The organism is Streptomyces albiaxialis (assembly GCF_039530985.1).
In the GTDB taxonomy this organism is placed as follows: domain Bacteria; phylum Actinomycetota; class Actinomycetes; order Streptomycetales; family Streptomycetaceae; genus Streptomyces; species Streptomyces albiaxialis.
Genome location: NZ_BAAAPE010000001.1, coordinates 652,044 through 664,525, shown reverse-complemented (window position 1 = coordinate 664,525; position 12,482 = coordinate 652,044). Strand labels below are relative to the sequence as shown.

The window sequence follows — 12,482 nt, the reverse complement described above, 5'->3', positions numbered from 1 at the left end:
TCGGCGCGAGCGGCACGTACCGTGAAGGAATGACGAGCCTCGGTGGTGTGGAGATGGTCGACTGGAATCTCGCGGTCGCGACCGCGACCCGGCTCGTGCGGCCGGGGCCAGAAGTCAGCAGGGAAGAGGCGCGCGACATCGTCGCCGAGCTCCGGCGGCACGCGAAGGCGTCGGAGGAGCACGTACGGGCGTTCACGCGCATGGAGGCGGCGAACCCCGAGGATGCGGACACGCCCGTCCTCGTGGTGGACCGGCCCGGCTGGGTCCGGGCCAACGTCGCCGGGTTCCGCGAGCTGCTCGCGCCGCTGCTCGGCAAGGTCGAGGAGCGCCGCGCGAGCATCCCGGGCGGCGCCGTCCTCGGCGCCGTCGGCGGCAAGGTGACGGGCGTCGAGGTCGGCATGCTGCTGTCGTTCCTCGCCTCGCGCGTCCTGGGGCAGTACGAGACGTTCGCCCCGGCCTCGCGCGAGCTGCCGGGCGCGACGGAGAGCGGGGGCAGGCTGCTGCTCGTCGCGCCGAACATCGTGCACGTGGAGCGCGAACTCGACGTCGATCCGCACGACTTCCGCATGTGGGTCTGCCTGCACGAGGAGACGCACCGCACGCAGTTCACGGCCGTGCCCTGGCTGCGGGACCACATCCAGATGGAGATCCAGTCCTTCCTCGGCGAGACCGAGATCGACCCCTCCACCCTCCTCGAACGGCTCCGCGAGGCCGCCCAGTCGCTCACCGGCGCCAAGCCGGAGGCGGAGGAGGGCGCCGACGCCGAGGACGAGCCGTCCGGCGAGTCGCGCGGCAGCATCGTCGAGCTGGTCCAGACCCCGGCGCAGCGCGAGATCCTGGGCCGTCTGACGGCCGTGATGTCGCTCCTGGAGGGCCACGCGGACTATGTGATGGACGGCGTCGGCCCGCAGGTCGTGCCCTCGGTCGCGGAGATCCGCGAGAAGTTCCAGAAGCGCCGCGCCACGGGAGCGGGCCGCCTCGACCAGGCCCTGCGCAAGCTGCTCGGCCTGGACGCGAAGCTGCGCCAGTACCGCGACGGGGAGCGCTTCGTGCGCGCGGTGGTCGAGGAGGTCGGCATGGACGGTTTCAACAAGGTGTGGACGTCGCCCAACACGCTGCCGACCAAGGCGGAGATCGCCAAACCGGCGGACTGGATCGCGAGGGTGCACCGAAAGGCCGACTGAGGGCTACGGAAATCCTCGCCAATCACCCTTCTGAGGGACCGTAAGGGGCGGGTATGCGTGCGATGCTCGGGGAACACGGCACTCCTCTGTCACCATCAGTGCACATAGCGTGACGAGAAGTCTCTCGTATTCCCCGCCATCCCCCACACCACATGAACCCCTCAGATCCCCTATGAGGAAGTGAATCGGACATGGGTCCCCACCCCGCGGTCGCCGCGATACGCCTGGCGGTCCGCCGCGCTCTCCACGACGTGCTCACCGCGCACCGCACGCAGCCCGCACAGTCCCCGTCCCCCGCCCCCCTCGTGCTCGTCGCCTGCTCCGGCGGCGCCGACTCCATGGCCCTGGCCTCGGCCCTCGCCTTCGAGGCCCCGCGCCTCGGCGTCCGCGCCGGAGGCGTCACCGTCGACCACGGCCTCCAGGACGGCTCGGCCGAGCGCGCCCAGGACGTCGCGGCCCGGCTCTCCTCGCTCGGCCTCGCCCCGGTCGAATCGGTCGCCGTGCGCGTCGCGCGGACGGCGGCGGGCCCCGAGGCCGACGCGCGCGAGGCGCGGTACGCCGCGCTGGACGAGGTCGCCGAGCGGCACGGCGCCGCGGCCGTCCTCCTCGGCCACACCCGCGACGACCAGGCCGAGACCGTGCTGCTCGGCCTCGCCCGGGGCTCCGGCACCCGCTCCCTCTCCGGCATGGCGGCCGTCTCCGGCGCCCGCGGCCGCTATCTGCGCCCTTTCCTCTCCGTCGACCGGCAGTCCACCCGCAAGGCCTGCATGGTCCAGTCGCTCCCCGTCTGGGACGACCCGCACAACGCCGACCCGGCCTACACCCGCTCCCGCGTCCGCCACGAGGCCCTGCCCACCCTGGAGAAGGCCCTCGGCAAGGGCGTCGTCGAGGCCCTCGCCCGCACCGCGCAGCTCTCCCGGGACGACGCCGACGCGCTGGACGCCTGGGCCGCCGAGGCCGAGCGCTCGGTCCGTACGGACGAGCCGGGCGAGCGGGCGCGGGTCACGCTCGACACGGTGGGGCTCTACGCCCTGCCGCCCGCCGTCCGCCGCCGCGTCCTGCGCCGGGCCGCGATCGAGGCGGGGGCGCCCGCCGGCTCGCTCTTCGCCCGGCACATCGAGGAGATGGACCGCCTCCTCACCGCCTGGCGCGGCCAGCGCGCGCTCAACCTGCCCGGGCGTGTGGAGGCCGAGCGGCAGGGTGGCAGACTGGTCATCCGGCATGGCTCACCGCGCTGAGCCAGGACTCGACGAGCGAGAGCGGCACGGGTGGACGAGAAAGACATGGGCGCCGACCTTCAGTCTGTGCTCATCAGCAAGGAAGAGATCGACGCGAAGCTGGCCGAGCTGGCCGCCAAGGTCGACGCGGAGTACGCGGGGAAGGACCTCCTCCTCGTCGGCGTCCTGAAGGGCGCCGTCATGGTGATGGCGGACCTGGCCCGCGCCCTGTCGAACCCGGTCACGATGGACTGGATGGCCGTGTCCTCGTACGGGGCGGGCACCCAGTCCTCCGGCGTCGTGCGGATCCTCAAGGACCTCGACACCGACATCAAGGGCAAGCACGTCCTGATCGTCGAGGACATCATCGACTCCGGGCTGACCCTGTCCTGGCTGCTGTCGAACCTCGGCTCCCGCGAGCCCGCCTCGCTCAAGGTCTGCACCCTGCTGCGCAAGCCGGACGCGGCCAAGGTGGCGATCGACGTCGAGTGGGTCGGCTTCGACATCCCCAACGAGTTCGTCGTGGGGTACGGCCTGGACTACGCGGAGAAGTACCGCAACCTGCCCTTCGTGGGCACGCTCGCCCCGCACGTGTACGGCGGCTAGTACGGCGCCTGGCCCAACCGTTCGTACACGCTTCGGGCCCGGGAACACTGGGCCGGGGCGCGTCGTTGGAGCTTCGAGGACGGTTGTGGTTGACCGTCCTCGGCGGCGCCGGGTGACAATGCTGGGGTACCGTCCGAAGGTCAGGCTTTTCAACTCACTGTGGCAGGAGGGACGGGGCCCACGCGCTCCGTATGGATGGACGTGAAGCGATACTTCCGCGGGCCGGTCATGTGGATCGTGCTGGCCGTCCTTGCCGTGGTCGTGTTGATGCAGGTCGTCGGCTCGTCCGGCGGCTTCAAGACGGTGGACACCGGCCAGGTCGTACAGGCGATTCAACAGGACAAGGTGAAGTCCGCCGAGCTGACAACCGGCGACGAGCAGATCGTCAAGCTGGAGCTCAAGGACGGCGCCAAGGTCGAGGACAGCGACAAGATCAAGGCGAGCTACATCGACGACCAGGGCGTCGACCTCGCCAAGACCCTGCAGACCAAGTACGAGCAGAAGGAGATCCCCAAGGGGTACACGGTCGCGCCGCAGAAGCAGAACCCGTTCGTCGGGATGCTGCTCTCGCTGCTGCCGTTCGTGCTGATCATCGTCGTCTTCCTGTTCCTGATGAATCAGATGCAGGGCGGCGGCTCCCGGGTGATGAACTTCGGCAAGTCGAAGGCCAAGCTCATCACCAAGGACACGCCGAAGACGACGTTCACCGATGTCGCCGGGTCCGACGAGGCCGTCGAGGAGCTCCACGAGATCAAGGAGTTCCTCCAGGAGCCCGCGAAGTTCCAGGCCGTCGGTGCCAAGATCCCCAAGGGCGTCCTGCTCTACGGGCCGCCCGGTACCGGTAAGACCCTGCTGGCCCGCGCCGTCGCGGGCGAGGCGGGCGTCCCGTTCTACTCGATCTCCGGCTCCGACTTCGTCGAGATGTTCGTCGGTGTGGGCGCCTCGCGTGTCCGCGACCTGTTCGAGCAGGCGAAGGCGAACGCCCCGGCGATCGTCTTCGTCGACGAGATCGACGCCGTCGGCCGCCACCGCGGCGCCGGCATGGGCGGCGGTCACGACGAGCGCGAGCAGACGCTCAACCAGCTCCTGGTCGAGATGGACGGCTTCGACGTGAAGGGCGGCGTCATCCTGATCGCCGCCACGAACCGCCCGGACATCCTGGACCCGGCGCTGCTGCGCCCCGGCCGCTTCGACCGGCAGATCGCCGTCGACCGTCCGGACATGCAGGGCCGCCTGGAGATCCTCAAGGTCCACCAGAAGGGCAAGCCGATGGCGCCCGACGTGGACCTGAGCGCGGTCGCGCGCCGCACCCCGGGCTTCACGGGCGCCGACCTGAGCAATGTGCTCAACGAGGCGGCGCTGCTCACCGCGCGGGGCGACCAGAAGCTGATCGACAATCACTATCTGGACGAGGCGATCGACCGCGTCGTGGCCGGACCGCAGAAGCGGACCCGGATCATGAGCGACAAGGAGAAGAAGATCACCGCGTACCACGAGGGCGGTCACGCCCTGGTCGCGGCGGCCTCGCCGAACTCCGATCCGGTCCACAAGATCACGATCCTGTCGAGAGGCCGTGCCCTCGGGTACACGATGGTCCTCCCCGACGAGGACAAGTACTCGACCACGCGCAACGAGATGCTGGATCAGCTCGCGTACATGATGGGCGGGCGCGCGGCCGAGGAGCTGGTCTTCCACGACCCGACCACGGGCGCGGCGAACGATATCGAGAAGGCGACCGCGACGGCCCGCGCGATGGTCACGCAGTACGGCATGACCGAGCGGCTCGGCGCGATCAAGTTCGGCTCCGACAACTCCGAGCCCTTCCTGGGCAAGGAGATGGCCCACCAGCGCGACTACTCCGAGGAGGTCGCCGGGCTGGTGGACGAGGAGGTCAAGAAGCTGATCGAGACGGCGCACAACGAAGCCTGGGAAATCCTGGTGGAGAACCGCGACGTCCTCGACAACCTCGTGCTGGCCCTGCTGGAGAAGGAGACGCTGGGCAAGGAGGAGATCGCCGAGGTCTTCGCCCCCATCGTCAAGCGCCCGGCACGGCCCGCGTGGACCGGCTCCTCGCGGCGCACCCCGTCCACCCGGCCGCCGGTCTCGGCGCCTCCGGCGGCGCTCACCAACGGGGTGAAGCCGCTGGACGTCGGCAAGGAGATCGGCCCCCGCGACTCCGACGCGATCGTGGAGCCGGCCGACCCGGAGGACAGCGCCGGGCGGTCCTGACCCGGGCCTGAGGCGGCCCTCGGGACCCCCTGAGGCCGCCGTCCCGGCCGCCCCGGAATGTCAGCCGCGTCCCACAGGTTCTAGCCTGTGGGACGCGGCTTTCGCTTTTTTCCGCGTTGTGCGCGGTGCACGGAAGAGGAACGAGGGACCACATGACCGACCCGGTGACGCTGGACGGCGAGAGCCCGATAGGCGAGTTCGACGAGAAGCGGGCGGAGAACGCGGTGCGCGAGCTGCTCATCGCCGTGGGCGAGGACCCGGACCGGGAGGGCCTCCTGGAGACCCCGGCGCGCGTGGCCCGGGCGTACAGGGAGATGTTCGCGGGGCTGCGGCAGCGCCCCGAGGATGTCCTGACGACGACCTTCGATCTGGGCCATGACGAGATGGTGCTGGTCAAGGACATCGAAGTCGTCAGCCAGTGCGAGCACCACTTGTTGCCGTTCCACGGGGTGGCACATGTGGGCTACATCCCTGCGGCGACAGGCAAGATCACAGGACTGTCGAAGCTCGCCCGACTGGTCGATGTCTTCGCCCGCAGACCCCAGGTCCAGGAGCGGCTGACGACGCAGATCGCGGACTCCCTCATGCAGATCCTCGAACCGCGCGGTGTGATCGTGGTCATCGAGTGCGAGCACATGTGCATGTCCGTGCGGGGCGTTCGTAAGCCGGGGGCGAAGACGACGACCTCGGCTGTGCGAGGGCAGCTCCGGGACGCCACCACACGCTCCGAGGCCATGAGCCTGATACTCGCCCGCTGACGTCTCACTGTCAGTAGGGACCCGTACTGTGCGGGTACAGCCGAGCGAGGGCTGCACCAGGAGGTACGGGATGATGACTGGACTGCCCAGCAGGCAGACCGTGAATGCCGTGGGCGGGCGTCTCCGCGTGAGGGATGTGGTCAGGGGCGACGCTCTGTGGACGCTGCCCGGATCGCGCACTGAGCATGTGATCGTGCGGGATGTGGTCGCGGAGAAGGCCCGTGACCTGGTCACGGTGACGACCGACTCAGCGAGCTTCCTGGCCGCTCCCGGCCAGCTCTTCCTCGTACCTGGCAGATCTCATGAGGCAGTACGTCGGTGGCGACGCGCACCATATGCGTCAGCGTTCTCCACGGGTCGTGCTGGGCGACATGGCGACGTTCGACGGCTTTCTCGACGGATACGTGGAAGGCGACGGCTGCCGTGCGAAGCACTGGCGAGGCAGAGTGGTGGTCAGCGCGAACGTGCCGTTTCTGCGAGAGCTCGCCACCGTCATCGGAGCCCGGTTCACGCCGGCACGGACACCAGGGAGAGCGTCACATCTGTGCGTCGTGGACGGATGGCCCGAGCGCGGGACGTTCGTTGAGGAACAGCATCCGATGGACCTTGTGGAGAGGGGATGGGCTCGCGTGACGGGCGTGCGGAAGCGCCGGGCCGAGGCTGCGAAGCCCTTCACGCTCTATCGCTTCGAGGCGGAGCCGCACGGGTGCTTTCTGCTCCAGGGGCACCTCACACGTGCGGCCTGACGCCTACGCCGTAGCGGCCGGGGGGTGGTCGTCGTCCTCGTCCTCCGGGAGGCGGCATACGCGCTGGAGGAAGACCGCGGCCGCGATCACGGCGAGGCCCGCGAGGACGGCCAGGCCCGCGTAGAGCGCCTGGTCGCCTCTGGCGGGGACGTCGGAGCGCTCGGTGGCGAGGAAGAGCCCCGCGCCCCCGTACATGCCCGAGACCAGCGCCGCCACCAGGGCGCTCGCCTGGCCGAAGAGCAGGGCGCGGGCCGCCATCATCGGGTCCACGCCCTTGGCGCCCGGCTCCCGCTCGCGCTGGGCCTTGAGACGGGAACGCAGGGAGAGCGCGGTGGCCAGCAGGATCGCGGCGATGGCGCCCAGGACGATGGGCGCCGCGACCGGGACGCTCGGGAGAGTGCCGAGCGAGTCCCAGAGCCGCGCGCCTGCCCAGGAGAGCACCCCGGCGACGGCGAAGACGCCGACCAGGATGCGGATGCGGAGTTCCTTCACTGCGTTCCCAACGCTCAGGCGGGCAGGCTGAGTTCCAGATCGGGGCGGGGCGTGACGCCCTCACGGCCGAGTGCGGCCAGCAGCGCGTCGACGCTGCCGCGGCCCGGGACCTCGGCCGAGGGGTCGATGTCGTGCCACGGCACGAGCACGAAGGCCCGCTCGTGGGCGCGCGGGTGGGGGAGGGTCAGCTCGGGGTCGTCCGAGACGACGTCCTGGTAGGCGACGATGTCCACGTCGATGGGGCGGGGGCTCCAGCGCTCGTCCCGCACCCGCTCCAGGGCCTCCTCGATCGCGTGGCCGCGTTCGAGGAGGGAGCCGGGCGGCAGGGTCGTCTTCACGACCACCACCACGTTGAAGTACGAGGGCTGGCTGCCGGGGTCGACGCCCCACGGCTCCGTCTCGTAGACGGGAGAGATCGCCTTGACCCGCAGGCCCGGGGTGTCCGCGAGCGCGTCGACGGCGCTCTGGAGGGCTTCCAGCCGGTTTCCGAGATTGCTTCCGAGCGAGAGCACGGCGCGTTTCGGGTTGTGCAGGGTGGCATCGGCCTCGTCCACCTTGCGCACCACGGCAGCGGGCACCGGCTGTACGGTCGGGTCACTGTTCGGCGTCATGCGCGGCTCCGCTTGATAGTGATGGTCACGTCTTCGAAAGGCACCGAGATCGGGGCGTCCGGCTTGTGGACGACCACCTCGACCTCGCGGACGGCCTCGTGCCGCAGACAGGTGTCGGCGATCCGCTGCGCGAGGGTCTCGATCAGATCGACCGGTTCTCCCGCGACGACCGCGGCGACCTCCTCCGCCACGATTCCGTAGTGGACGGTCTTCGCGAGATCGTCGCCCTCGGCCGCCTCCCGCGTGTCCAGGCCCATGTCGAGGTCCACGACGAAGGTCTGACCCTCTTCGCGTTCCCATTCGAACACGCCGTGATGCCCCCGCGCTGTGAGGCCGCGCAGTGCGACACGGTCCACGCGAATCACTCCCGTTCCCGTCGGTCGTACGAGTCCTCGTACGAGTCGGTCGTGCGGACGAGGCGCGGCTGGGCACGCCAACGAATCGAATCTACCTGCGAGCGACAGCCGTCCCGGGCGAGGGGGCCAGCTCGCGGCGCCGCATACCCCACAGCAGCCCCGGACACTCGCGCATTCCCCGCCCCGTGCCCCGTACGGGGGAGGAGGGCGGGTCCGGGTTCACATCTCGATGTCGCCGTCGTCCGGGGAGGTGCCGTCCTCCTCGTCGTCCTCGCTCTCCACGAGGACGGGGGAGCCGTGGTGCGACCAGACCTTCCAGTCGCCGTCCTCGGTGCGGCGGAACACGTTCGTCGCGACGACCAGGCCGCCCACGAGCGGGCCCGCTGAGCCGTCCTCCTCGGCCGGGCCGCCGCTGAGGATGTTCTCGGTGCAGCTCACCAGCGCGGTGTCGCCCAGCACGGAGATCTCGACGTCGGTCAGGAAGAACTGGATGTACTCGGTGTTGGCCATGATCAGGGCGTACGAGCGCAGCACCTCGCCGCGGCCCGTCAGCACCGGCCAGCCCGGGTGGACGACGCTGATCTCGTCGTCCAGCCACAGCTCGGACAGCGCGTCGACGTCGCCCCGTTCGACCGCCTCGTACAGCGCGGTGTTGGCGGCCTCGACCGCCTCGATGTCGGTACGGGCCCCGCTCACGCGGTGGCCGCCTCGACGGCGCGGGCCACGCGCACGGCGTCCGCGCTCGCCCGCACCTCGTGGACGCGCACCGCCCAGGCGCCCTCGCGGGCGGAGAGCGCGGAGACGGCGGCCGTCGCGGCGTCGCGCTCGCGGGCCGGGGGCGGGGTCGCGTTCTCCCGCTCCGCGGCCAGCACACGGCCCAGGAAACGCTTCCGGGAGGCCGCGACGAGCAGCGGGCGGCCCAGCTCCGCGCGGAGCCGGGAGAGGCGGGCGACGAGCGCCAGATCGTGCTCGGCGTTCTTGGCGAAGCCGAGACCGGGGTCGACGACGATCCGCTCCGGGGCGATACCGCCCTCGACGGCGCGGTCGACGCCCGCGCGCAGTTCGTCGATCACCTCGGCGACGACGTCCCCGTAGACCGCGCGGTTGTTCATGTCGATGCTCTGGCCCCGCCAGTGCATCACCACGAAGGGGACGCCCGCCGCGGCCACGGCCGGGACCATGCCGGGGTCGGCCTGGCCGCCGCTCACATCGTTCACCAGCACCGCGCCCGCCGCGACCGCCTGCTCGGCGACCGAGGCGCGCATGGTGTCGACGCTGACGACGACGCCCTCGTCGGCCAGCCCGCGCACCACGGGCAGGACGCGGCGCAGCTCCTCCGCCTCGTCCACGCGCGTGGCCCCGGGGCGGGTGGACTCGCCGCCGACGTCGATCAGGTCGGCGCCCTCGCCCACGAGATACAGGCCGTGCTTGATCGCCGCCTGGGTGTCGAACCACCGGCCGCCGTCGGAGAAGGAGTCGGGTGTGACGTTGACCACGCCCATGACGGCGCAGCGGTCCCACGAGGGGAGCCCGGTGACCTGGCCACGCGTTGCGTTCATGCGTCCAGCGTAGGCGGTGGGGGCCGGTCCGCGACCGGCCCCCGGAACCTCAGGCCGCGGGCATCGGCAGCGGGCGGGTCCGCGCGGGCGCCGTCAGCGCCCCGGCGCCCTCCGGCACCGGCACGGCGGCGAAGATACGGCCCTGCTCACGCTGCAGCTCCGCCTTGCGCGCGGGGGGCGTGCCGGGGAGCCGCTGCTCCTCGTAGAGCTTGTGCGTCTCCTCCTGTGCGGCCTTGCTGGCGGGCGTGTGGAACTGGACCTCGAACTTCTGGTCGCGCAGCGGATCGCGCCAGGCCGAGTTGATGGCCTTGTAGCGGTCCTTGCTGTCCCAGGTGTTGGCCCAGCGGACGCTGTTGTACTGCCAGGAGACCAGGTCGCGGGAGGCGCCGCGTACGCCCTTCGTGTACTTCTTGTCGTCCCAGACGAAGGTGTAGCGGACCGCGTCGTTGACCCGCTCCAGCGCCGTGTCGACGTTCGTCGGCGGGTGCTTCTCGTCGCCCTTCATATACGTGGCGACCTTGCGCTTGAGGGAGTCCGGGGACTTCAGGCGGTGCTCGAAGCCGACGAGTTCGGCGCCGTTGCGGCGGGCGGCCTCGCGGATCTGGGTGCTGATGATGCGTTCCGCGCCGCGGGCGTGCTCCAGGTAGCGGTCCACCTGGCGGTTCTCGACGGCGTCGAGGGAGAGGCCCTCGGAGTGCCAGCTCCCCGGCTCGTCGGCGGGGGCGATGGGCGGGGCGGCGGAGGGCGCGGGAACGGCTGGCGCCGAGCCGGCGGGGGCTGAGCCCGCGGCCCAGGCTCCGCCCTGGAGGGCGCCGAGGGCGAATGAGGTGGCGAGAAGGGTGCCGGCGACGCGGGTAGCCCTGCGGTGGGGGAGGGAGCGGTTGCGGTTGACGTGCATGGCGTGTCCGTCCTGCTCACGAGTCGCCGCCCGCGTGCCTTGCGGGCGGCCTGCCGCGAGGCACAACGAGCCACCCCACCAGAGGTCAACGCCCCGTTCCCCCTCCCGTGTCTCCGGGGGCCATCTGCCCCAGAGCCCGCCCCTGGAGGGGCCACGGGGCTGAGCCCCATTCGCGGCTCCGCGATGTCGGAGCTTGCCCCTTCAGGGGCGCGGGACGGTGTTCATTTTGCGGCTCCGCCGCGCGGGCGCGACGGGGTCACGACGCCTCGGGGCTTGCCCCTTCAGGGCGCGGGGAACTGCGCGACGAGCCACGGCGCAGCCGCAGCCTGCAATGCACAGCCGGGGGCAGCCCGAACCCAGCCCTCATCGCGGGGCACCCGGCGAAGGGGGCTGCGCTTGCCAGCCCTGCTCCCCCAAGCTCTTCGAGCAGGGGGTACCCCCAGTGGCAGACCTCCCAAGCACAGCGGGGTCAGGTGAGCCAGCGGGCGGGGGGCGCTTGGTGGCGGCCCGTGCGGGAACGGGCCGCTTGGGCGTGGACCAGGGCGTGAGCCTGGTCCACGTCGCGGAGGCGCGCCGTCGTCGCGCCGTTCGCGCCGTTGTCGACGGAGACGTCGGCCAGGCCCATGCGCCGCTGCCACGGCCCCTGTTCGAGGCGGACGCTCTGGACCTTGGCGTGCGGGACGAGGACGGTCGAGCGTACGAGCCGGCCCTTGCGGGTGACGAAGACGGAGTCCGTCACCCCGTGCGCGTAGCCCCGCCAGAGCACGGGAACGCACCAGCGGGCGCGGCGCGGCACCGGCGCGAGGGAGGCCAGCGCGGCGTCGAGGTCCGTCCCCGGCAGGACGCGGGCCAGGACCGACGCCGCGTCGTCCCACGCGGCCACCGGCACCAGCACGCCGTCCTTCTCCTTGTCCGTGCCCGCGATCTCCAGTTCGACGCGGAGCCAGCCGCGCCGCCGCCACAGCACGGGCTCGACCAGCCGTACGGCCTGGACCCGGCCCGGCGGTACGGTCGCGTGCTCGCGGTCGAGCAGCCCGTGGTCGAGGCGGAGCCCGTCGGGGGAGTCGGCGACCGTCCAGTCGTACTCGGTGACGAACTTGCCGAAGCCGCTCGCCCAGAATCCGCCCAGCAGCGGCAGGGCGGTGGCGAGCGCGGGCCACAGGCTGTCGGTGGCGAGATAGATCAGCGGCGGTACGACCACGACCGCCGCCAGCGTCACCCAGCCGCTCGCGAGCAGCAGCAGGCCCGTGATCAGGGTGCGGGGCGGCACGCGGAGCAGTTCGCGGGAGGGGGCCTCGCCCGCCGCGGGGGCGGCGTCGGGGGCGATGCCCGCGGCGCGCGCGAGGAGTTCGGCGCGCAGTTCGACGGCCTCGCGCTCGCCGAGGAACGCCAGCTCGTCCTTGTCCTTGTCCGCGCCGACGACGTCGAGCTTCAGCTTGGCGACCCCGGCGACGCGGGCGAGCAGCGGCCGGGTGACGTCGACGGCCTGGATCCGGTCGAGCCGGATGTGCGCGGTACGCCGGAAGAGCAGGCCCGTCTGGATGCGCAGCTCGGTGTCGGTGACCGCGTAGGCCGTGAACCACCAGGTCAGAAAGCCGTACGCGGCGGCGACGGGCAGCAGTACGGCGAGTGCCAGCAGCAGCCAGCCCAGGGTGAGGTGCGCGGCCCAGTCGCGCGCCCGGTCGAAGTCGTGGACGGAGGCCGCGAGGAGCGCGGCGAGCGGCGCCCAGGCGCGCCGCCAGGGCGTGACGGGGTGCAGCCTGCGCCCCTCGGGGCGGCGCGGCAGCCAGCGGGGGCCACGGGAGAGGTCGGTCCTCGTACTCACG

The 12,482-nt window shown here is 71.5% G+C and carries 13 protein-coding genes; 6 read left to right on the top strand and 7 right to left on the bottom strand.

Features of this window, described 5'->3' with window-relative positions; all coding sequences use genetic code 11:
• Positions 1–29 precede the first annotated feature (29 nt).
• From ABD343_RS03090 to ABD343_RS03065, 6 genes are all read left to right on the top strand, one after another.
• On the top strand, positions 30–1,184 hold the full coding sequence (locus ABD343_RS03090) for a zinc-dependent metalloprotease (RefSeq protein ID WP_344523641.1): 1,155 nt from the start codon (positions 30–32) through the stop codon (positions 1,182–1,184).
• A 191-nt stretch (positions 1,185–1,375) separates the two neighbouring features.
• Positions 1,376–2,422, top strand: a complete 1,047-nt coding sequence (tilS, locus tag ABD343_RS03085; RefSeq protein WP_344523639.1) for a tRNA lysidine(34) synthetase TilS — start codon at positions 1,376–1,378, stop codon at positions 2,420–2,422.
• A 45-nt stretch (positions 2,423–2,467) separates the two neighbouring features.
• Positions 2,468–3,007: a hypoxanthine phosphoribosyltransferase gene (hpt, locus tag ABD343_RS03080; protein WP_344523637.1), complete on the top strand. Its 540-nt coding sequence runs from the start codon at positions 2,468–2,470 to the stop codon at positions 3,005–3,007.
• Between the two features lie 195 nt (positions 3,008–3,202).
• Entirely contained in the window at positions 3,203–5,236 is a 2,034-nt protein-coding gene (gene ftsH, locus ABD343_RS03075) for an ATP-dependent zinc metalloprotease FtsH (protein WP_344523635.1), read from the top strand.
• Between the two features lie 152 nt (positions 5,237–5,388).
• Positions 5,389–5,994, top strand: a complete 606-nt coding sequence (gene folE / locus ABD343_RS03070; protein WP_344523633.1) for a GTP cyclohydrolase I FolE — start codon at positions 5,389–5,391, stop codon at positions 5,992–5,994.
• A gap of 371 nt (positions 5,995–6,365) precedes the next feature.
• Positions 6,366–6,740, top strand: a complete 375-nt coding sequence (locus tag ABD343_RS03065; RefSeq protein ID WP_344523631.1) for a hypothetical protein — start codon at positions 6,366–6,368, stop codon at positions 6,738–6,740.
• 3 nt (positions 6,741–6,743) lie between these two features.
• Here the strand turns inward: ABD343_RS03065 and ABD343_RS03060 are convergent, their stop codons facing one another.
• From ABD343_RS03060 to ABD343_RS03030, 7 genes are all read right to left on the bottom strand, one after another.
• Positions 6,744–7,232, bottom strand: coding sequence for a DUF3180 domain-containing protein (locus tag ABD343_RS03060; RefSeq protein WP_344523629.1), 489 nt, complete (start codon positions 7,230–7,232; stop codon positions 6,744–6,746).
• 14 nt (positions 7,233–7,246) lie between these two features.
• Positions 7,247–7,843 carry a 2-amino-4-hydroxy-6-hydroxymethyldihydropteridine diphosphokinase gene (folK, locus tag ABD343_RS03055; protein ID WP_344523627.1) on the bottom strand — a complete coding sequence of 199 codons (597 nt, stop codon included), beginning with the start codon at positions 7,841–7,843 and terminating at the stop codon, positions 7,247–7,249.
• Entirely contained in the window at positions 7,840–8,199 is a 360-nt protein-coding gene (gene folB, locus ABD343_RS03050) for a dihydroneopterin aldolase (protein WP_344523625.1), read from the bottom strand. Before folB ends, folK begins: the two co-directional genes overlap by 4 nt.
• Positions 8,200–8,418: 219 nt before the next feature.
• Positions 8,419–8,895 (bottom strand): nuclear transport factor 2 family protein, encoded by a 477-nt coding sequence (locus tag ABD343_RS03045; RefSeq protein WP_344523623.1) that lies wholly within the window; start codon positions 8,893–8,895, stop codon positions 8,419–8,421.
• Positions 8,892–9,758: a dihydropteroate synthase gene (gene folP / locus ABD343_RS03040; RefSeq protein ID WP_344523621.1), complete on the bottom strand. Its 867-nt coding sequence runs from the start codon at positions 9,756–9,758 to the stop codon at positions 8,892–8,894. Before folP ends, ABD343_RS03045 begins: the two co-directional genes overlap by 4 nt.
• Before the next feature lie 49 nt (positions 9,759–9,807).
• Positions 9,808–10,656 (bottom strand): ATP nucleotide 3'-pyrophosphokinase, encoded by an 849-nt coding sequence (locus ABD343_RS03035; RefSeq protein WP_344523620.1) that lies wholly within the window; start codon positions 10,654–10,656, stop codon positions 9,808–9,810.
• Positions 10,657–11,125: 469 nt separating this feature from the next.
• Positions 11,126–12,481 (bottom strand): PH domain-containing protein, encoded by a 1,356-nt coding sequence (locus ABD343_RS03030; protein WP_344523619.1) that lies wholly within the window; start codon positions 12,479–12,481, stop codon positions 11,126–11,128.
• Position 12,482: the final 1 nt, after the last annotated feature.